Below are 18,726 nucleotides of genomic sequence, written 5' to 3' on the forward strand. Positions count from 1 at the left end.
TGTCTCGTCGACCTCACGGTCGTCGTGGTCAGTCATGCTCGTCCATTCCTCTGTGCGGCGCGTCCTCGTGCGACGCGCCACCGCTGTTGGTGTCGGCGGAATCGTCGTCACCATCGGTCTCTACGGTAGCGGCCAAGTGTGACAATTCCTCCTCCAGCGCCGAGGCGTCGGGGAGGTGCGGTGCCAGCGGGGGCAGTTCGTCGACGCTGGCCAACCCCATGCGTTCCAGGAAGTAGTCGGTGGTGCTGAAGACGGTGGCCCCGGTCTGCTCGTCGGCTCCGGCCTCGCTGATCAGGCCGCGCGCCACCAGGGTGCGCACCACCGCGTCGACGTTCACCCCACGCACGGCGGAGATCCGGGCACGGCTGATCGGCTGCAGGTAGGCGATGACGCTGAGGGTCTCCAGGGCGGCCTGGGAGAGCTTGTTCGACTGACCGGAGACCACCCAGGCACTGATCAGGTCGGCATGCTCGGCGCGGGTCCAGTAGCGCCACCCGCCGCCCACATTGCGCAGTTCGAAGCCACGTTCGCTGCGGTCGTAGAACTCACGCAGATTGGCCAAGGCCTGCTCCACCACTGCCAGGGGTTCCTGCACCGCCTCGGCCAGCGTGCTGGCGGGCATCGCCTCGTCGGCCATCAGCAGCAACGCCTCGAGCGGCCCCTCGACCCGTTCGGCTCGTGCGGCCAGGCTGCCGGACGTCAACGGCTCGTTGCCCTTCACCGGTTCATCGTCATACACCGCTTCGTCGTCATACACCGCTTCGTCGTCATTCATGGGCATCCTCCTCCTGACGCAGTTCCGTCCCACCGTCGAACTCGTCGCTGATCGCCACGTCGCCCTCCTGGTGCCCAGTCCACCGGATGGTCAGCTCCCCCAGCGGGGTCAGCTGCTCGAAGCTCACCGCACGATTGCGGTAGAGCTCCAGCAGGGCCAGGAACCTGGCCACCGTCGTGATGCGGTCCGCGTCACCGGTCAGCGCGCGGAAGGTCAACGTGCCCTGCCGACGCAATCGTTCGACCACCAGCGAGGCCTGTTCCTGGACGCTCACCCGGGAGCCGTGCAGGTGGTCCAGGCTGACCTCCACCGCGGCCGGCGGCGTCATGGCCCGGGCCGCGATCTCGGCCAACCGCTGCGGCGTGGCGCGGATCTGCACCTCGGGCAGCAGGCCCGCGAAGCGGGGCTCCAACCCTCCGGGACGGGCAAAGCGCCGTGTCTCGGCCTCCAGGCGACGGGCGAACTGGGCGCTGACCAGCTTGAAGGCCCGGTACTGCAGCAGCCGGGCGAAGAGCAGGTCGCGGGCCTCCAGCAGGGCCAGGTCCTCGGCATCCTCCACCTCGCCCTGGGGCAGCAGCCGGGCCGCCTTCAGGTCGAGCAGCGTGGCGGCCACCACCAGGAAGGAACTGGTCTGTTCCAGGTCCCACACGGCTCCGCCGGCCTTGACGTGGGCGATGAACTCGTCGGTGACCCGGCTCAGGGCGATCTCGGTCACGTCCAGCTTGTGGCGACTGATCAGCTGCAGCAGCAGGTCGAAGGGTCCCTCGAAATTGTCCAGGGTCACCTGGAAACCTTGGTGCTCCTGCCCCGTGGACGGCTCGTCGTGGCTTGCCGAGGCCACGTCACTGCTCGTTCAGGCGACGCACCAGCTCGGAATCGGCACCGTGTGCCGCCAGGTCTGCCATCGCCAGGGCAATGGACTCCCTGACGATTCGGCCACGGTCGACGGCCAAGTCGTAGTCACCACGCAGTTCCAGCCGAGCGTGCTCCAGGGCCATCAGCTCCTCGCGACTCACGTAGACGGTGATCTTCTCGTCGTGACGCACCCGGCCACTGGCGCCCTTGCGCGTGCTCTTGCGCGCAGGCTTCTGCGCCTTCTCGGCCGTCGGCTCGGCGGGGGCCGACGCGGGCTGCTCCGTCGGTTCGGCCGAGGGGGCCCGGCGCTTGCGGGGGCGCGGCGCAGACGGAGCCGGTTGCTCCTGGGACGGCCGCTCCTCGGACGGCTGGGCCGGCGCCGGGCTCGGCACCAGGTCGATCTCGGGCGCGCTGGTGGGCCGGAAGAGTTCGGACGCGCCCGGCAGGCTCACGCGCCGTGGCATCGAGCCAAGACCTCCTTCGCCAGCTGACGGTAGGCGGCGGCACCGGGCGAGCTGGAGGCATAGGTGGTGATCGGCTCACCGGCCACGGTGGTCTCGGGGAACTTGATGGTGCGCTTGATCACGGTGTGGAAGACCTGCTCGCCGAAGGCGTCGACGACGCGCTCCAGCACCTCGCGCGAGTGCAGCGTGCGTCCGTCGTACATGGTTCCCAGGATGCCCAGGATCTGCAGCTTGGGGTTGAGCCGTTCCTGCACCTTGCTGATCGTGTCGGTCAGCAGGGCGATGCCGCGCAGCGCGAAGAACTCGCACTCCAGCGGCATCAGCACGTAGTGGGAAGCCGTCAGCGCATTGATGGTGAGCAGGCCGAGCGAGGGCGCACAGTCGATGAGGATGACGTCGTAGTCGTCCTCCACCTTCTCCAGCACCCGCAGCAGCGTCTGCTCACGAGCCACCTCGCTGACCAGCTGCACCTCGGCCGCCGACAGGTCGATGTTGGAGGGCAGGATGTCGAGCCCCTCGATCACGCTGGGCTGGATCACTTCCTGCGGGGTGTGCTCCCGGGTGAGCAGCAGGTTGTAGATGCTGGATTCGAGGGTGTGGGGGTTGATGCCCAGACCGACGCTGAGCGACCCCTGGGGGTCGAAGTCCACCAGGAGCACCCGCCGCCCGGTCTCCACCAGCGCGGCACCCAGGTTGATGGTGGTGGTGGTCTTGCCCACGCCACCCTTCTGGTTCACGTTGCTGATGACGATGGCCTTCTGCCCCGGCTGCGGCGCAGTGGGCTCCGGCAGATGGGGGAAGGTGCGGCCGGTGGGATCCTCCTCACCGGCAGGGGTCTGCACGTCGTTGCGGCGCGCAGCGCCGGCCGGGACCTCGAGGAGCGACTGGTCATAGGGGTGGTTCTCGGTGGGCTCCACGTTGTACCTTTCGCGCGATGCAGTTCGGGGTTCTGGGCCTGGGACGGGTGCGTCGCCACGACGCTTCGTCGGCCAGAGGACCCCAGCCTAGTACGCCGGGCCAGCCGAAAGGTCGACATGTCCCCCAGCCGTCGGTGGGACGTCGCCCGGTCAGCGGGCCCTGGGGTGGGAATCCAGGTAGACCTCGCGCAGGTGCTCCACCGTCACCATCGTGTAGATCTGCGTCGTGGTCACCGACGAGTGCCCCAGCAGTTCCTGCACCACGCGGACGTCGGCCCCGCCGTCCAGCAGGTGCGTGGCGAAGCTGTGGCGCAGGCTGTGCGGACTGACCTCCACATCGAGCCCTGCCGTGGCGGCAGCCTGCCTCAGCACCTGGTAGGCACTCTGGCGCGACAGGCGCCGCCCCAGCGAGTTGAGCAGCAGCGCCGGGCCGGGATTCCTGGCGGCCTGCTGCCAGACCGGACGCCCGCGGACCAGCCACGCCTCGACCGCCTCACGCGCGTAGCTGCCCAGCGGCACGACGCGTTCCTTGTTGCCCTTGCCGAGCAGCCTCAGCCCGGCCTCGGGCGCTGCGAGCACGCGGGTGAGGTCGTCGACGTCGAGCTGGCAGATCTCACTGACGCGGGCACCGGTGCCATAGAGCAGCTCCAGCAGCGCGCGGTCGCGCAGCCCGGTGGTGGTCTCCGCGTCGGGGGCATCCAGCAGCGCCTGCACCTGCTGCACGTCGAGCGCCTTGGGCAGTCGGGTGCCCAGCCGCGGCACCTGGACGTTGGCCGCCACGTCCTGACTGGCCAATCCGTCGTCGACGGCAAAGCGGTGCAGGTTGCGCACGGTCACCAGGCAGCGGGCCACGCTGGCCGGTGCCTGCGGGGCGCGGGGCCCCTCCCCCGTGGCCAGCCAGTGCTGGAAGCCCTGCACGTCTGCCTCGCCGATCTTGTCGAAGTCGTCGATGTGCCGCGCGGCCAGGTACTCGGCATAGCGGCGCAGGTCTCGGCGGTAGGCGTCCAGGGTGTTGGCCGACAGGCCACGCTCCACCAGCAGGTGGTCGAGCCAGGCCGGCGCCACCCGCGACAGGGCGCCGTGGTCACTCCACGGTTCAGCCCTGGTCACCACCGGACTCCATCCGGGTGCGTTCGGCCACGCGGGCCTGCCAGACCTCACGGGCCGGCCACGATGCATCCGCAGGCCGCAGGGCGTCGAGGGTGCCGCTCAGCAGTGCGGTCTGCAGCGCCAGGGCACCGCTGACCATGGATGGCGACTGGATCCTGCCGGCGAAGACCTGGGCCACCAGTTCCTCCAACGGCACCCAGCTGATCTCCATGTGGGCCTCCTCGTCCTCGACGACGAAGCCCTCGGGACGAGGTGCCGGCGACAGGCCCCTGGCCAGGTAGATGCGGATCGACTCCTCGCAGCCACCGGGAGTGGTGAAGATGTCCACCAGCACGCGCCAGTCGTCGGCCCGCAACAGTGCCTCCTCGGCCAGCTCGCGCTGGGCGGCCGACAGGAAGGACTCACCCTCGGCATCCAGCAGCCCGGCGGGCGGTTCCACCAGCTTCATCGCCACCGGATGGCGGTACTGGTGCACCACGGCGACCCGGTCGTCGTCGTCCAGGGCCATCACCGCGACTGCGCCGGGGTGGGTCAGGTACTGCCGGGTGAACTGTTCCCCGGACGGCGGCAGGATGTCCTCCTCGACGAAGCTGCACACTCGCCCGACGCCCAGCACTCGGTGGGAATTGATGGTCCAGGCTTCGGGGCGGTCCAAGGGCATGGTCATGACGCCATGCTTGCGCTCCGGGACCGTCCGGATCAAGCCGACCAGGGGCGCGGGTGGCCGGGTGCACGAAGCGCTCAGATGGAGTGAACGCCTCAGCCCCTGCAGATCGTGCGCCGGGACCCGGTCTGGTCCACCGGTGACCCGAGCCTGCTCACCGACCACACCACCGGACGGATCTTCTGCTTCTACACCAGTTCCGTGAATGCCGGCTATGCCAGCTCCCGCACCGGGAATGATCCCGAGGACCCGAACATCACCCAGAATGACTACTCCTTCTCCGACGACGACGGCCTGACCTGGCAGCATCGTCGGATCACCGGGCAGAGCAAGGACCCCGCGTGGGCAGGGATGTTCGCCGCGTCGGGCGAGGGCCTGCAGTTGCGCCACGGCCCGTGGGCCGGCCGGTTGATCCAGCAGTACGTGGTGCGGGTGAACGGCGGCAACTACACCGTCGGCGTCTACTCCGATGACCACGGTGAGACCTGGCAGTACGGCGTGCCGGTGGGCCCGGGCGCTGACGAGAACAAGGTCTCCGAGCTCTCGGACGGCAGTGTCCTGCTGAATGTGCGCGCCCGGCCGCGTCGACTGCAGGCGGTCTCCGCCGACGGTGGGGTGAGCTATCCGAAGCTCCAGCCCGTCCCGGAGCAGGTGGGCTCGGGCAACAATGGCCACATCACCCGGCTCCACCCCGAGGCGCAGCCCGGGAGCCCCGAATCCCGGGTGCAGGTGCTCAGCAGCACCCACGACGCCACCATCCGGCGCAATCTCAGCCTCTACGTGTCCTTCGACGACGGCGCGACCTGGCCGAGCCGCTATGTGCTGGACGACGATGCGAGCGCCTATTCGGTGATCACGCCGCTGACCCAGAGCCGACTCGGCCTGCTCTATGAGCGGGAAGCCTATGCGACGATCTCCTACCGGGAGCTGGACCTGCGCACCCTCAACCCGGCGCCGCTGCTGCTGTCCATCCCCGACGGCACGGTGCTTCAGGCAGGCGTGGAGAACCGGGTGACGGTCAGCGCCACCAACCAGGGCGTCACCACGCTCAACCAGATCAGCCTGGGCGTGGACCTCGACGGCAGCGAGTCGGCCCCCCAGTCGATCCCTGCCCTGCCGGCCGGCAGGACGCGTGAGGTCACGGTGTCGATCATGGTCCCGCAGACCGTGGCCGGGCCGCGCACACTGGAGCTGAAGGCCACGGCGAAGACCAAGAGCACCCCGGTCAATCCCCGGGGAGGGAGGGTCAATGCCCTGCGCAGCGCCGACGTCGAGGTCGCCGCCTCGGCCAGCGCGGCGCCCCATCCGAGCCTTGAGCTGACCCCCTGCTTCGATGCGGTCTACCCGGACTACACCGCCGAGGGGCTGGTGGCGGACAATGCGGTGGCCTGGGTGCGGCTGCGCAATGACGGCAATGTTCCCCTCACCGACGTCACGGTGAGCTGGAACATCGACTCCTCCCCGCTCCTGGTGGGCACGCTGCCGCCCGGCGGGACCGCCACCATCTCCAGCCGGACCGGCTTCGACCACCGCCTGCTGGATGCCGAGGTGGCCGCCGGGGTCTTCGCACCCCAGGTCACGGCCAGCGCACGCGCCGGAGACCGCAGCGTCTCCGTGACCGAGCCGATCCCCGCCCTGGACCTGCGACCCCGCTCCGTGGTCTGACAGGGATCCGTGGTCTGACAGGGCTCCGTAGTCTGACACGACACGGCGCTCTGACACGACACGGTCCAGGGGGGGTGGGGCCTGGCCGGCTTCGGCAGCGCATCCGCTCTGCCACACTGTCGGACATGCAACTCCCCCTGGACCTGCCGATCTCCCCGATGCTGGCGAAGGCCGTTGACGCCGTCCCGGCCCAGGACTCCGTTCCCGGTGGTTGGAGCTACGAGCCCAAATGGGACGGCTTTCGCTGCATCGTCTGCCGCGATGGGGACGAGGTCGAACTGCTGAGCCGCTCCCGCAAGTCACTCAACCGCTACTTCCCTGAGGTGGTCCGCCTGGTGCGGGAGACACTGCCGACGCGTTGCATCGTCGACTCCGAGCTGGTGGTGCGCACCGGTGAGCCGCGTGCGCAGCGGCTGGACTGGGAGTCGATCAGCGCCCGGGTGCATCCCGCCGCCTCGCGGGTGGAGCGGTTGTCACGCGAGACACCCGCGGAGCTGGTCTGCTTCGACCTGTTGGCGCTGGGCGACGAGGACCTCACCGCACTGGGCTATCGGGAGCGCCGCACCAGGTTGGAGGACGTCTTTGCCGGCATCGACTCCCCCAGCCTGCACCTGACCCGGGTGACCTCCAGCCAGGACGAGGCGCAACGCTGGTTCGAGACCTTCGAGGGCGCCGGTCTGGACGGGGTGGTCGCCAAGCGCAACGACGACCCCTACCAGCAGAACAAGCGGGTGATGCTCAAGATCAAGCACAAGCGCACCGCCGAGGCCGTGGTGGTGGGCTATCGCGTCCACAAGTCCGGGGCCGGCGTCGGATCCCTGCTGCTGGGGATGTACGACGAGCACGGCGAGTTGCTGCCCGTGGGTGGCATCGGCGCCTTCAGCAACACGATGCGGCTGACGCTGGCCGAGCAACTGGAGCCGCTGGTGCTGCGCGACGAGGACGGCCGGGTGCAGCAGGCCGCCAAGGAACGAAACCGGTACACCAGTGCGGCCGATGCCGCCTTCCTCCCGCTCGATCCGCAGCTGGTGGTGGAGGTGGCCTTCGACCAGCTGGAGGGCCGCCGCTTCCGGCATGCGGTGACGCTGGTGCGCTTCCGGCCGGATCGCGAGCCGTCGAGCTGCCTGCTGGAGCAGGTGGACCGACCGATCGCCTACGATCTGGCCGAGGTGCTCCAGGGCTGACCCCGGAAGGAATGATTAGGCAAGCCTAACCTTAGGTTGCTAGTCTCGCCGTGTGTCCGCGCCCTACGAGTCCCTGGAGGCCACCGTCGCCACGGTGACCGACCTGAGCCCCAGCATCCGTCGCGTGACCTTGCGTGGCCCAGGGCTGCAGCGGGTCCATCCGCGCTGCCTGGACCGGCGGATCAAGCTGCTCCTGCCCCGCCACGACGGGGACCGTCTGCAGGACGTGCCGCGCGGCAGCGACTGGTATCCGCGCTGGCAGGAGCTCGCAGGGCGACCAGCGATGCGCACCTACACCGCCCGTCAGGTCCGTCCGAGCTCCGGCGAGGTGGACATCGACGTCATCCGCCACGGCACTTCAGGACCGGCGGGCCGATGGATCGAGACCGTGCAGCCGGGTGACGCCCTGGTCCTGGCGGCACCGATCGCGGGGGCCGAGGGCGGCGACGACGTCGGCATCGCCTGGCGCCCCGGTGCCGCCCGGGAGCTGTTGATCGCCGGCGATGCCACCGCCGCGCCCGCCATCGCCAACATCCTCGCCTCCCTGCCCGATGACGCCACCGGCACCGCGCTGGTGGAACTTCCCACCAGCGACGACCACTACCCACTCGCCGCGCCGGCCGGGATCGAGCTGCGCATCCTGCCCTGCGACGGCAGCGTCCCAGGCACCCGTCTGGAGGAAGAGCTCGCGGGCCTGGCCTGGCCGCCGGGCTGCCCCCAGCACACCGACGAGGCGCATACCGACGGGGCGACCACGGACGAGGCAGCCGAGGGCGGCGCCGACCCGGAGGCTCCGCTCTGGCAGGAGGCCCAGCCCGACGTCGAGGCTCGGCACTACGCGTGGCTGGCCGGTGAGAGCACCGCGATCACCCGCATCCGCCGCCAACTGGTCCAGGCCCGCGGTTGCCCGCGCCAGTGCGTCTCCTTCATGGGCTACTGGCGCCTCGGCCGAGCCGAGTGCTGACCGGCCGCACCAGCCAACACAATCCATCACCCTCGCATCGACCCCATCACCATCACGTCGCCCCATCACCATCACGTCAAAAAGGGAGAAGACCCATGACCCACCTGACCCGTCGCGCCCTGATCGGCCTGACCGGCGCCGTCGGCCTCGCCACCGTGGCCGGCTGCGGCTCCCAGGAGGCAACCCCCGCATCCTCGGGCAGCGATTCCGCAGGCACCACCGACGGCGGATTCCCGGTGAGCATCAAGCACGCCTTGGGCACCGCCAGCATCGAGCAGACCCCCAGCAGGATCGTCACCATCGGCCAGGGCGCCACCGAGGCCGCGATCGCGCTGGGCACCTTCCCGATCGGCACCGAGACCTACACCTGGGGCGCCGACAAGGACGGTCACCTGCCCTGGGTCCGTGAGGCCTACGAGAAGGACGGCAAGGAACTGCCCAAGACCTTCGAGGGCGGTGAACAGCTGGACGTGGAGACCATCGCCACCCTGGAGCCAGACCTGGTGCTGGCCCCCTGGAGCGGCCTCACCCAGAAGCAGTACGACCTGCTGGCCGAGATCTGCCCCGTGGTCGCCTACGAGAAGACCGCCTGGACCACCACCTGGGATGCCGAGATCGCCACGGTCGCGAAGGCCCTGGGCAAGCCCTCCGAGGGGCAGCAGGTGATCGAGCAGTTGAAGAAGACCCTCGCCGAGGCCGGGGGCAAGCATCCCGACTGGAAGGGCAAGACCTTCAGCTACATCTACACCCAGGGCCAGGGCACGCTGGGTGTCTACATGCCCACCGAGCAGCGAGTGGCGATGATCAGTGCCCTGGGCCTCACCCCCGATCCGGCACTGGCCGACGTCAAGTCCAAGGACGGCTCCGACTGGGCACTGATCGGGCTGGAGAACGCAGACGAGCTCTCCCAGAGCCAGTTGCTGTTCACCTGGTACATGGACGCCGCCACCAAGAAGCAGGTGCTCTCCCAACCGCTCTACGCCAAGATCCCGGCGATCAAGCGTGGCTCCGTCGTGGCTCCCGACGACCAGCAGCTGGTCACCGCGATGAGCATGATCAATCCGCTGACCGTGCCGTGGGTGCTGCCCAAGCTGACGCCGCTGATCGACGCCGCGGTCAAGAAGCTCGGCGCGTGAGGCCAGGCCCCCGCACTCCCGGCCTTCATGGCCCCCAGGGCCTTCACCGGTTGATCCTGCCCCTCGCCCTGCCCACCACGGTGGCGCTCGCGGTGCTGGTCAGCTTGGCCCTGGGCAGCAAGTCCATCCCGCTCGAAGAGTTGTGGCCCACCCTGCACGGCCGGGGCGACGAGTACACCCGCACCGTGCTGGCCAGTCGGGTGCCACGCACCCTGTGCGGGCTGCTGGCCGGGTCCGCCCTGGCCAGCAGCGGCGCCGCGGTGCAGGTGGCCACCCGCAATCCCCTGGGCGACCCGGGCGTGCTGGGCCTGACCAGTGGCGCCGCCGCCGGGATCGTGCTGGTCACCACCTCGGCCGCCCTGTCCCCCTTGGGACTGGTGGGCGGTGCCTTCGTGGGCGCCCTGCTGGCGACGGTGGCGGTGCTCGGGCTGGGCAGTCTGGGCCGTGGCCCGGACAGCACCCGGCTGCTGCTGGCCGGCGCAGTGGTCACGGCCTGCGCCATGGCCTTTGCCCAGGCCCTGGCCCTGCGTGACCAGCGGGCCTTCGACGCGCTGCGCTTCTGGTCGGCCGGGTCCTTGTCCGCCGGGGCCGCCCTGACCTGGCCGGTACTGCTCACCGCAGCCGCGGGCGCGGTGCTGCTGGCCGGCACCTCCCGTGGCCTGGATGCCCTGGCGCTGGGTGATGACGCCGCCACCGCCCTGGGCCAGCGCCCGGGACTGGTCCGCGGCCTGACCTTCCTGGCGGTGGCGCTGCTCACTTCCGCCGCGACGGCCGTCACCGGGCCGATCGCCTTCGTCGGACTCGCCGTGCCCCATCTGGCCCGGTCCGTGGCGGGCTCCAGCGCCCGGGTGCTGCTGGCGGTCTGTGCGCTGCTCGGTCCGGTGGTGCTGTTGCTGGCCGACGTGGCCGGCCGCCTGGTGGCCCGCCCCGGCGAGGTGCCGGTCGGGGTGGTGACTGCCCTGATGGGGGCGCCGCTGCTGCTGACCGTCGTGCGCCGAGCACGGGGTGCGCTGTGAGTGCCCTCCCCCTGCCCCGCACCGCCCGACGCCGGGTGGCCGTCGTGGCTCTGGTGGCCGCGCTGCTGGCCGGCTGTGCCCTCACCCTGGCCGTCGGTCAGCTGGGGATCCCGCTCGCGCGGCAACCGCACGCCCTGTTGGACTTGCTCGACGGCGGCGGTGGTCTCGCCCTGCGTCGGCTGCGCGGCCCGCGGCTGGCCACCGGGCTGGGCACCGGAGCGGCGCTCGGTCTGGCCGGGGCCCTGTTCCAACGTGCCACCGCCAATCCGCTGGTCACCCCCGACGTGATCGGGATCACCGCGGCCGCCGGTGCCGGCACGGCGCTGGCCACCTTCTGGCACCTGCCGGTGCTGCCCGGCTCCCTGGCCGGCGCACTGTTGGCCGGGCTCCTGGTGGGCTGGGTGACCACGACCGGATTCCGCAACCCGGGTGCGGTGATCGTCGCCGGGATCGGCGTGGCCGCCGGCGCGACGGCGATCACCCAGTTGGTGCTGGTCTGGTCCCGCCAGGCCGAGGCCATGGCGCTGGCATCTGCCCTGACCGGTTCCCTCAACTCCCGCTCCTGTCAGGATGCCCTGTTGGTCTGGCTGGTCTTGCTGCCCGGCTGGCTCGCGGCGCTGGCGCTGCGCACGGACCTGGACCTGGTGGCCCTGGGCGACGAGGCCGCCCACGGCCTGGGCTCCCGCCCGGGAACCACCCGCGCACTGTCGCTGGGATTGGGCATCGTCCTCACCGCCGCGGCCGTGGCCGTCGCGGGCCCCATCACCTTCGTCGCCCTGACCGCCCCGCACCTGGCCCGCTGGTTCGGCGGACGGCCCGCGATGGGCACCGCCGCGCTGGTGGGGGCACTCGAGGTCTGTCTGGCAGATCTGGCCGTCGCCCACTGGACGGTCCTGGACGGGCTGCCGGTGGGCGTGGTCACCGCGCTGCTGGGCGGCATCTTCCTGGGATTCCTGCTGTTGTCCCAATTCCGAAAGGGGGCGCTGTGAGCGGCGCACCGGCCATCTCCATCCACGACCTCACGGTGCGCTTCGGCAGCTTCACCGCCGTCGATGCGCTGTCCGCCACCATCCCGACGGGCAGTTTCACCGCCGTGATCGGCCCCAATGGCTGTGGCAAGTCCACCCTGCTGCGCGCCCTGTGCCAGCTGCGGCCAGCCGACGAGGGACGGATCACCATCCGGGGCCGGTCGGTGGCCGACCACCCGCGACGCGAGCTGGCCCGCACGGTCAGCCTGCTGCCGCAACAGACCGTCTCCCCGCCCGGCCTGACCGTGGCCGAGCTGGTCGCCCGTGGCCGCCACCCCTACCACTCGCTGCTGCGCACCAGTGCGGCTGGCGACGAGGAGGCCATCGCCCGGGCAGTGGACCGCGCGGGCGTCGGCCACCTGTTGCCGCGCCGGGTCTCGGAACTGTCGGGGGGCCAGCGCCAACGGGTCTGGCTGGCGATGGTCCTGGCCCAGGACACCCCGATCGTGCTGCTCGACGAGCCCACCACCTACCTGGACCTCGCCGCGCAGTACCAGTTGCTGGACGTCTGCGCAGACCTGGTGGACCAGGGGCGCACGGTGGTGGCCGTACTGCACGACCTGCCCCAGGCCGTCGCCTATGCCGACCACCTGCTGCTGATGCGCCAGGGACGGCTGGTGGCCGACGGTGCCCCGCGCAGCGTGATCACCGAGGCCTCAGTCACGGACGTGTACGGGATCCAGTGCCGGGTCGACCTGGACGATCCCCGCGGCCCGGTGGTGGCGCCCCGCTCCCGACAGGAGCGCCGTGAGCCGGCGGCTCAGCCCTGACCGGCCGTCTCCAACAACTCACGGGCATGGGCCAGCGACGACTCGCTCGACTCGATGCCGCCCATCATGCGGGCCAGCTCCTCCTGGCGGTCCTGTCCGGTGACGCGCCGCAGCCCGCTGACGGTCACCTCGCCGTTGGTGGACTTGCTGACCACCAGGTGTGAGTCGGCGAAGGCCGCCACCTGGGCCAGGTGGGTGACCACGATCACCTGGCAGTGCTTGGCCAGTGCCGCGAGCCGACGCCCGATCTCGACCGCGACCGCACCGCCCACGCCGGCGTCGACCTCGTCGAAGACACAGGTGTGGACGCCGTGCTCGTCACCGGCGTTGGCGTCGGCGAGCACCACCTCCAGCGCCAGGCGAACGCGTGACAGTTCACCGCCCGAGGCCACCTTGCCCAGGGGTGCGGATGGCAGGCCGGGATTGGCGGCGAAGGTGAGCTGGACGCTCTCGGCACCGTACCGCCCCAGGTCGGGCAGTGCCTTCAGTTCGAAGGCGAGCCGGGCATGCGGCATCGCCAGGGCCGCCAGTTCGCCCTGCACCTGGCTGGCCAGGGATTCGGCGGCCTCACGACGGGTCGCGGTGAGGGCGGCGGCCTGGCTGGCCAGGGAGTCGTCGAGCTGCGCCAGCTGGTCGCGCAGCTGGTCGATGCGCTCGTCGGAACCGGTCAGCTCCCCCAGTCGTCGGGCGGAGTCCTGCGACCACTGCAGCACCTCGTCGATGGTGGTGCCGTACTTGCGGGTGAGCCCGGCCAGGGCGGCGCGTCGTTCCCCGATGGCCTCCAGACGGGCGGGATCCGCATCGAGGTCGGCCAGGTAGCCCGCCACCGCGGCGGCCGCGTCGTTGACGGCAAAGCCCACCTCGCGCAGCTGCTGCGCCACCTCGGCCGCCGCCGGGTCCAGGGCCTCGGCCTGTTCCATGCCCTTGCGGGCCTCACCGAACAGGCCCACCACCCCGGGGTTGTCGTCGAAGCCGTCGAGCGAGCCGCTCAGGGCCGTGGAGGCCTGCTGGGCAAGACGCTGCAGGTCGTCCATGGCCTGCAGACGCGTCATCTCCTGGGTCAGGGCCTCGTCCTCGCCCGGTTGCGGGTCGACCGCGGCGATCTCTTCCAGACCGAAGCGCAGCAGGTCCTGCTCGCGCGCGCGTTCCTGCGCCCGGGTGACCAGGTCCTCGAGTTCCTGGGCCAGCTGAGTCCGTCGGTCGAAGTCGTGCTGGTAGTCGGCCAGGGCCTTGGCGTGCTCGGGCCCGCAGAATCGGTCCAGCACCTGCCGCTGGCGCTCCGGGCTGCCCAACCGCACCTGCTCGGACTGTCCGTGGATGGTGGCCAGCTCGCCAGCCAGTTCGGCCAGGGCGCCCACCGAACTCTGTGCCCCACCGATGAAGGCGCGGGAGCGCCCCGACTGGTTCACCTGGCGGGCCAGCAGCAGCTCGCCGTCCTCCACCACCCCACCGGCGGCGTCCACGCGTTCGGCAACATGGTCGAGGTTGGCAAAGCGCCCCTCGACGAGTGCGCGGGGCGAGCCGTGGCGAACCACGCCGGCATCGGCCCGGGTGCCCATCAGCAAGCCCAGACTGCTCACCACCATGGTCTTGCCCGCACCGGTCTCGCCGGTGACGGCGGTCATGCCGGGGTGGAAGTCAATGGTGCTCTGCTCGATGACACCGAGTCCCTGGATCCTCAGGTCCGTCAGCATCAGCGGCGTCCCCGGAAACCCTCGACGGGAAGCTCGAACTTCTTCACCAGCCGCGTGGTGAACGGCTGGGGGCGCAGCCGGGCGATCAACAGGTCGTGCTCACCGCGACGCATGGTGATCCGGCTGCCGGGGGCGGCGTCGACGCTGCGGGCGCCGTCGGCCCAGACCACGGCCGGGATGTTGCGTTCGACGCTGACCAGCAGGTCGATGACGGACTTGGGGCTCAGCACGGCAGGCCGGGCGAACAGCGCGTGGGCCGAGAGCGGAACCAGCTCGATGGCCTCCACGTCGGGCCACATCACGGGCCCCCCGGCGGAAAAGGCATAGGCCGTCGATCCGGTCGGCGTGCTCACCAGCACCCCGTCGCACCCCCAGCGCGAGAGCGGACGCTCGTCGACCAGCGCCAACACCTCCAGCATGCGCTCCCGGGCGATCTTCTCCACCGAGACCTCGTTGACTGCGAAGGAGGACCACTGCAGCTCCCCATCGGGCGCATAGACCTCCACGGCCAGGGTGAGCCGACGCTCGACGGTGTAGGCGCGCTCGTCCACCTTGTCGGCCAGCGTCTCGATCTCGGAGGCCTCCAGCTCGGCCAGGAAGCCGACGTGGCCCAGGTTGACGCCCAGCAGCGGGACACCCCAGGGCAGGGCCGTCTCGGCGCCGCGCAGGATCGATCCGTCACCACCGAAGACGACGACCAGTTCCACCTCTGGGTCGCGGGCGTCGAGCACGTCGATGTCCACCTCGGGACGCACCTTGGCACGCACCTGGTCGTGGAAGTCGACCTGCACCTCGGATCGGATACCGCGTTCGGCGATCCGTTCGATGAAGTCGACGGCCGCCACGAGGGCTTCGGGCCGGGTGGGGTGCAGCATCACCGCTACGGCGCGCCGACTGGTGTCCGTGCTCTGGTCATCGCTCACGAAGCCACCCTAGCCGCGTGCTCCGACAAGTTCAGCGACGTGGTCCACCCGACGAGAGGTCAGCCGGCGCGTTCGAAGAGCACGAAGTACTCGATGTTCCCGGCTGGTCCCGGCAGCTGACTGGCCTCCCGCCAGACGTCCTGCCACCCCAGGCTGCGGGCCTGTTGGCACACGGCTTCCACCGCCTGCAGCCGGGTGGCCTCGTCCTTGACGACACCGGTCGAGGTGAGGTTCTTGCGGCCCACCTCGAACTGCGGCTTGACCATCAGCAGGGCACGGCCCTGGGGCCCGAGGACCGAGAAGAGCCGCTCCAGCAGCAGGCCGAGGCTGATGAAGCTCACGTCGCAGACCACCAGGTCGACGCTGCGGCCTCCCACGTCGGCGATCGCCAGGTCACGCAGGTTCAACCCCTCACGCACCACGACGCGGGGATCCTCCCGCAGATGTGGCACCAACTGGCCGTGGCCGACGTCGACGGCGAAGACCTGCAAGGCTCCCCTGCTCAACAGCACCTCGGTGAAACCGCCGGTGGAGGCACCGGCATCCAGCACCCGTTCGGGCACGCGCTGCCACCCCAGCGAGTCCAGTGCCCCCAGCAATTTGAAGGCGGCCCGGGAGGCCCACTGGACATGGTCCAGCAGGGTGATCTGAGCGCTCAACGGCACCTGTTGGGAGGCCTTGGTGGCGAGTTTCCCGTCCACCTCCACCAGCTGGTCCTCGACGAGCTTGCGGGCCAGGCTGCGGCTGCGCGCCAGCCCGCGCTGGGTCATCACGACGTCGAGCCGTCCGGTCTCAGCCACGAGCATCCGTCCCGTGGCCCGGTCGCAGGGCGGCGGGAATCGGCGACGGAGCCGGCTGACGGCTCTCCTCCAGCGCTGCCGAGAGGGCGTCCTGCACCGCGGTGAGTCGGTCGTGGTGCTCCGCCAGGGGCACCTCGGTCAGGTCGCGGACGGTGGCCAGTGCCTCGTCGACACGCGGATTTCCCGTCTCGGGCGGCTCGGCCAGCCCGTTCTGGGGCGGCAGGTCTTCGCTCACGGCACCAGGTCCAGCCGGTCGACCTCGGAGCAGTCCAGGTCCGGATCCGCCCAGGCCAGCTGGGTCAGTGCCCACAGGGCGTCCAGTTGGCCTTCCCGGTCGTCGGGAACCTCGTCCAGCCTCACGGCACCGTCAACCACGCGTGCAGTGTGGCCCCGGCACTCGGCGCTCCCGTCGTGGACGCTCGCCACCCGGGCAGGGGCCAGCAGGGCGCGAAGGTCGTGGCCGATGGTGGTGGGGCGACGGTCCTCTCCGGCGGCCACCAGGTCATGCTTGCCGTGGGCGCCGGTGAAGACGAACAAGGAGTCCATGCCAACGGCCACGGCACCCATCACGTCGGTGTCGAGCCGGTCGCCGACGAAGATGGCCTCCTTCGTCCCCATGCGGCGCATGGTCTCCTCCAGCAGCGGTGTGCAGGGCTTGCCTGCCACCAGCGGGGTCACCTTGACCGTGGCCTGCACCGCCGCGATCTGCGAGCCGGCACCGGGCACCAGACCCTTGTCGGTCGGTCGGGTGGAGTCAGTGTTGGTGGCGAACCACTGGGCGCCACGCTGCACCGCGAAGCAGGCATCGTCGAGCCGGGGCCAGGTCATCGCCGGGTCGTAGCCCTGGATCACCGCGGCCGGTTCGTCGTCACTGCTGGCCACCGGCTCCATGCCCACGGCCGACACCTCTGCGGCCAGAGCCTCGGTGCCGACCACGAGCACCTTGCTGCCCGGTGCCAGGTGTTCGGTGAGCATACGTGCCCCGGCCTGGGCGCTGGTCACCACGTCCGGCAGTTCTGCCGGCACCTGCAGTGACGTGAGGTGGTCCACCACCACCTGTGGCGGACGAGCCGCGTTGTTGGTCACATAACCCACCTGGGTTCCGCCCTGCTTGAGGGCCTGGATTCCCTCCGAGGCTCCCGGCACCGCGGCCGGCCCCAGGTAGACGACTCCGTCAAGGTCGAACAGGGCGGCCCGGTAGCCGTCCACCAGCCTCGACTGCTCGCTCATTCCTGCTCCTTGGTCTCGCTCGTGGCCTCGGTCTCGCGCTCCTCGGCCTGGGTCTCCTCGGCCTGGGTCTCCTCGGCCTGGGTCTCCTCGGCATCGTCCTCGTCAAGGTCCGCCTCCAGCACGAAGCCGTCCAGGGCGTTGATCCGGTCCTCGGCGTCCAGCAATCCCTCGACGTCCAGACGCTGCACCATGACGAACCACTGGCGAGCCGCCTCGGCCTGCCCGGAACGCTCCAGCAGGTCGGCATAGGCGTAGCGCAAGCGCGCCTGCCCCTGCTTGTTCACACCCTTGCCACCGATGGCACCCTTCAGCAGCCGCAAGGCCTCGGCCCGCTGCCCCATGTCGTCACGCGCCCCGGCCTCCACCAGCAGCATCTCCACCTGCTGTTCGGCATCGAGCCGCTCGTTCGCGGCCTCCTTGGCCAGCTTCAGTGAGTTGGCCGGACGCCCCAGCGCCCGCTCGCAGTCGGCCATCACGGGCAGGTATTCCGCGCCACCGGTCATGCGACGAAGCGCCCGGTACTCGTTGAGCGCGACGGCATACTCCCCCGCGGCGTAGGCGGTCTCGGCGGTGGCCTCACGCACGACGGGCAGCCGGGCTGCGCGTCGACGGGCCGCCTCGGCATGCCGGTAGGCCAGCTCGGGGTCCTCGTCGATCAGTTCTCCCGCAGCCACCAGGTGTGCCGCGACGGTGGCTCCCAGATCCTTGGGCAGGCCACGCAATTCGGCACGGACCGCGAAGGGAAGCACTCGCTCGTCGACCTCTGTCGGGGTCTCGGGCTCATCTGCGCGGGCCGCCAGCCCGGGCCGCACGAAGTCCTCGGTCTCGCGGGGTGCCCGATCATCACGGAAGCCCCCTCGTGCACCGCGGTCCTCGCGGAAATCACGGCCACGTCCCCCTCGGTCGTCACGACGGAAGTCCTGACCGCGCCCACCACGCCGATCCTGGCCGCCACGCCGATCCTGGCCACGACGATCATCGTCTCGCCAGTTGCGCTGAGAGGCACCCTCCTGGCGCTCATCCCGACGCTCCTCTCGCTGCAGCCCTCGGCCACCGGGGCGAGCGTCGTCACGCCGATACCCGCGAGTCTCGTCCGCCCGGCCACCCTGGCGGCGATCACCTCGATCATCCGAGCGTGAACCGCTACCGTACCCGCGCTCCCCGCGATCGTCTCGGCGCGAGTAACCACGCTCCTCACCACGCGAATCCCTGCCGTACCCGCGCTCCCGGCGATCGTCGCGACGCGAGTAACCACGCTCCTGACCACCAGATGAGCGACCGTAACCGCGCTCCCCGCGTCCTCGATCGTCGCGGCGGCCGGCACCATCGCGACCAGGCCTACCCGCGGGGCGTCCCCGGCCGTAGCCATCACGATTGTTCGACGAGTTGTTGCTTGGGTAGTCAGCCATGGTTCCATCCTGCCGCACGCCTGCTGTGGGTGCGATGTGTGATCGTCGTGTCTGTGAGGACCGGGCGCCTCGAAACTGGCGCACCACCTCTGGGGCCGGCCCGGAAGGCCGCCGGGAAAATG

19 protein-coding genes are annotated in these 18,726 nt (G+C 70.5%); 7 read left to right on the forward strand and 12 right to left on the reverse strand.

What is annotated here, in order from left to right; genetic code table 11:
• Positions 1-28 precede the first annotated feature (28 nt).
• The 6 genes from scpB to ACOAMO_RS15040 form a co-directional block, all read right to left on the reverse strand.
• Positions 29-775: an SMC-Scp complex subunit ScpB gene (gene scpB / locus ACOAMO_RS15015; protein WP_420175541.1), complete on the reverse strand. Its 747-nt coding sequence runs from the start codon at positions 773-775 to the stop codon at positions 29-31.
• Complete coding sequence (locus ACOAMO_RS15020; protein WP_420175542.1) at positions 768-1,616, reverse strand: segregation and condensation protein A; 849 nt, start codon at positions 1,614-1,616, stop codon at positions 768-770. The genes scpB and ACOAMO_RS15020 overlap by 8 nt, the downstream gene beginning before the upstream one ends.
• A 1-nt stretch (position 1,617) precedes the next feature.
• Positions 1,618-2,094, reverse strand: a complete 477-nt coding sequence (locus tag ACOAMO_RS15025) for a hypothetical protein (protein ID WP_420175543.1) — start codon at positions 2,092-2,094, stop codon at positions 1,618-1,620.
• Complete coding sequence (locus tag ACOAMO_RS15030) at positions 2,079-2,936, reverse strand: ParA family protein (RefSeq protein WP_420177069.1); 858 nt, start codon at positions 2,934-2,936, stop codon at positions 2,079-2,081. The genes ACOAMO_RS15025 and ACOAMO_RS15030 overlap by 16 nt, the downstream gene beginning before the upstream one ends.
• 225 nt (positions 2,937-3,161) lie before the next feature.
• Positions 3,162-4,121 (reverse strand): site-specific tyrosine recombinase XerD, encoded by a 960-nt coding sequence (locus tag ACOAMO_RS15035; protein ID WP_420175544.1) that lies wholly within the window; start codon positions 4,119-4,121, stop codon positions 3,162-3,164.
• On the reverse strand, positions 4,108-4,788 hold the full coding sequence (locus ACOAMO_RS15040; protein ID WP_420175545.1) for an NUDIX domain-containing protein: 681 nt from the start codon (positions 4,786-4,788) through the stop codon (positions 4,108-4,110). Before ACOAMO_RS15040 ends, ACOAMO_RS15035 begins: the two co-directional genes overlap by 14 nt.
• A gap of 108 nt (positions 4,789-4,896) precedes the next feature.
• Between ACOAMO_RS15040 and ACOAMO_RS15045 the strand changes: the two genes are divergently transcribed.
• The 7 genes from ACOAMO_RS15045 (at position 4,897) to ACOAMO_RS15075 (ending at position 12,548) form a co-directional block, all read left to right on the forward strand.
• The gene (locus ACOAMO_RS15045; protein WP_420175546.1) at positions 4,897-6,450 is read left to right on the forward strand and encodes an exo-alpha-sialidase; all 1,554 of its coding nucleotides are present in this window, start codon (positions 4,897-4,899) and stop codon (positions 6,448-6,450) included.
• A 125-nt stretch (positions 6,451-6,575) separates the two neighbouring features.
• The gene (locus ACOAMO_RS15050; protein WP_420175547.1) at positions 6,576-7,634 is read left to right on the forward strand and encodes an ATP-dependent DNA ligase; all 1,059 of its coding nucleotides are present in this window, start codon (positions 6,576-6,578) and stop codon (positions 7,632-7,634) included.
• Between the two features lie 52 nt (positions 7,635-7,686).
• Positions 7,687-8,598 (forward strand): siderophore-interacting protein, encoded by a 912-nt coding sequence (locus tag ACOAMO_RS15055; protein WP_420175548.1) that lies wholly within the window; start codon positions 7,687-7,689, stop codon positions 8,596-8,598.
• 95 nt (positions 8,599-8,693) lie between these two features.
• On the forward strand, positions 8,694-9,734 hold the full coding sequence (locus tag ACOAMO_RS15060) for an iron-siderophore ABC transporter substrate-binding protein (RefSeq protein ID WP_420175549.1): 1,041 nt from the start codon (positions 8,694-8,696) through the stop codon (positions 9,732-9,734).
• A 50-nt stretch (positions 9,735-9,784) separates the two neighbouring features.
• The gene (locus ACOAMO_RS15065; protein WP_420175550.1) at positions 9,785-10,750 is read left to right on the forward strand and encodes a FecCD family ABC transporter permease; all 966 of its coding nucleotides are present in this window, start codon (positions 9,785-9,787) and stop codon (positions 10,748-10,750) included.
• On the forward strand, positions 10,747-11,739 hold the full coding sequence (locus ACOAMO_RS15070) for an iron chelate uptake ABC transporter family permease subunit (protein WP_420175551.1): 993 nt from the start codon (positions 10,747-10,749) through the stop codon (positions 11,737-11,739). Before ACOAMO_RS15065 ends, ACOAMO_RS15070 begins: the two co-directional genes overlap by 4 nt.
• Positions 11,736-12,548, forward strand: a complete 813-nt coding sequence (locus ACOAMO_RS15075) for an ABC transporter ATP-binding protein (protein ID WP_420175552.1) — start codon at positions 11,736-11,738, stop codon at positions 12,546-12,548. The genes ACOAMO_RS15070 and ACOAMO_RS15075 overlap by 4 nt, the downstream gene beginning before the upstream one ends.
• On the opposite strand, the gene recN is transcribed toward ACOAMO_RS15075, so the two are convergent.
• The 6 genes from recN to ACOAMO_RS15105 all read right to left on the reverse strand — a co-directional run bounded on the left by recN (position 12,539) and on the right by ACOAMO_RS15105 (position 18,604).
• Positions 12,539-14,242, reverse strand: a complete 1,704-nt coding sequence (recN, locus tag ACOAMO_RS15080; RefSeq protein WP_420175553.1) for a DNA repair protein RecN — start codon at positions 14,240-14,242, stop codon at positions 12,539-12,541. The two genes, ACOAMO_RS15075 and recN, sit on opposite strands and share 10 nt — an antisense overlap.
• Positions 14,242-15,117 (reverse strand): NAD kinase, encoded by an 876-nt coding sequence (locus tag ACOAMO_RS15085; RefSeq protein ID WP_420177070.1) that lies wholly within the window; start codon positions 15,115-15,117, stop codon positions 14,242-14,244. Before ACOAMO_RS15085 ends, recN begins: the two co-directional genes overlap by 1 nt.
• A 107-nt stretch (positions 15,118-15,224) precedes the next feature.
• Complete coding sequence (locus tag ACOAMO_RS15090; protein WP_420175554.1) at positions 15,225-15,971, reverse strand: TlyA family RNA methyltransferase; 747 nt, start codon at positions 15,969-15,971, stop codon at positions 15,225-15,227.
• The gene (locus tag ACOAMO_RS15095) at positions 15,958-16,200 is read right to left on the reverse strand and encodes a hypothetical protein (RefSeq protein WP_420175555.1); all 243 of its coding nucleotides are present in this window, start codon (positions 16,198-16,200) and stop codon (positions 15,958-15,960) included. Before ACOAMO_RS15095 ends, ACOAMO_RS15090 begins: the two co-directional genes overlap by 14 nt.
• Positions 16,197-17,195: an HAD-IIA family hydrolase gene (locus ACOAMO_RS15100; RefSeq protein WP_420175556.1), complete on the reverse strand. Its 999-nt coding sequence runs from the start codon at positions 17,193-17,195 to the stop codon at positions 16,197-16,199. The genes ACOAMO_RS15095 and ACOAMO_RS15100 overlap by 4 nt, the downstream gene beginning before the upstream one ends.
• Complete coding sequence (locus ACOAMO_RS15105) at positions 17,192-18,604, reverse strand: hypothetical protein (RefSeq protein WP_420175557.1); 1,413 nt, start codon at positions 18,602-18,604, stop codon at positions 17,192-17,194. Before ACOAMO_RS15105 ends, ACOAMO_RS15100 begins: the two co-directional genes overlap by 4 nt.
• Between the last annotated feature and the right edge of the window lie 122 nt (positions 18,605-18,726).

Origin of the sequence: Luteococcus struthionis (assembly GCF_048595755.1) — a bacterium.
GTDB lineage: Bacteria > Actinomycetota > Actinomycetes > Propionibacteriales > Propionibacteriaceae > Luteococcus.

Coding starts and splice junctions, on each gene's coding strand:
- ACOAMO_RS15090 (WP_420175554.1), bottom strand. CDS start 15,971: ATGCTCGTGGCTGAGACCGGACGGCTCGACGTCGTGATGACCCAGCGC.
- ACOAMO_RS15085 (WP_420177070.1), bottom strand. CDS start 15,117: ATGCTGCACCCCACCCGGCCCGAAGCCCTCGTGGCGGCCGTCGACTTC.
- ACOAMO_RS15060 (WP_420175549.1), top strand. CDS start 8,694: ATGACCCACCTGACCCGTCGCGCCCTGATCGGCCTGACCGGCGCCGTC.
- ACOAMO_RS15040 (WP_420175545.1), bottom strand. CDS start 4,788: ATGACCATGCCCTTGGACCGCCCCGAAGCCTGGACCATCAATTCCCAC.
- scpB (WP_420175541.1), bottom strand. CDS start 775: ATGAATGACGACGAAGCGGTGTATGACGACGAAGCGGTGTATGACGAT.
- ACOAMO_RS15105 (WP_420175557.1), bottom strand. CDS start 18,604: ATGGCTGACTACCCAAGCAACAACTCGTCGAACAATCGTGATGGCTAC.
- ACOAMO_RS15100 (WP_420175556.1), bottom strand. CDS start 17,195: ATGAGCGAGCAGTCGAGGCTGGTGGACGGCTACCGGGCCGCCCTGTTC.
- ACOAMO_RS15050 (WP_420175547.1), top strand. CDS start 6,576: ATGCAACTCCCCCTGGACCTGCCGATCTCCCCGATGCTGGCGAAGGCC.
- recN (WP_420175553.1), bottom strand. CDS start 14,242: ATGCTGACGGACCTGAGGATCCAGGGACTCGGTGTCATCGAGCAGAGC.
- ACOAMO_RS15025 (WP_420175543.1), bottom strand. CDS start 2,094: ATGCCACGGCGCGTGAGCCTGCCGGGCGCGTCCGAACTCTTCCGGCCC.